This is a genomic window from Pseudomonas frederiksbergensis, assembly GCF_003732665.1.
Lineage (GTDB): Bacteria > Pseudomonadota > Gammaproteobacteria > Pseudomonadales > Pseudomonadaceae > Aquipseudomonas > Aquipseudomonas frederiksbergensis_G.
In genome coordinates this window covers 1-313 of sequence record NZ_MOBP01000260.1, presented here as the reverse complement: position 1 = coordinate 313, position 313 = coordinate 1, and the positions used below count along the sequence as shown (strand labels likewise).

Sequence of the window (313 nt, the reverse complement as noted above, 5' to 3'; positions counted from 1 at the left end):
GAAGGCGTTGAAGAAACGCCAGTAAGTGGTCGCTTCCTTGCCATCGAGCAAGCCCGCCTCGGCGAGCCAGAACACTCCGGTGGCTTCACCGCAGAGCACCGCGCCGCGTGCGTGTTGCTCGCGCAGCCACGGCAGCACCTGTGGATAACGTTTGCAGAGCGTATCGAAATCGTCCCAGAACGCCGGGAGGATGATGATGTCGGCGTTTTCCAGGCCGCCGTCCACCGGCATGATCACATCGCTGAAACTGTTGACCGGTTTGCCGTCGGGGCTGACCAGGCGGGTTTCGAACGCCGGGGTCAGGCCATGGCCC

Annotated in this window: 1 protein-coding gene; it reads right to left on the bottom strand. The window is 63.3% G+C overall.

Annotation, left to right across the window (positions count from 1 at the left end; genetic code table 11):
• Positions 1–313, bottom strand: a 313-nt coding sequence (locus BK665_RS34095) for a DJ-1/PfpI family protein (RefSeq protein ID WP_185076773.1), incomplete at both ends; no start/stop codon positions are given.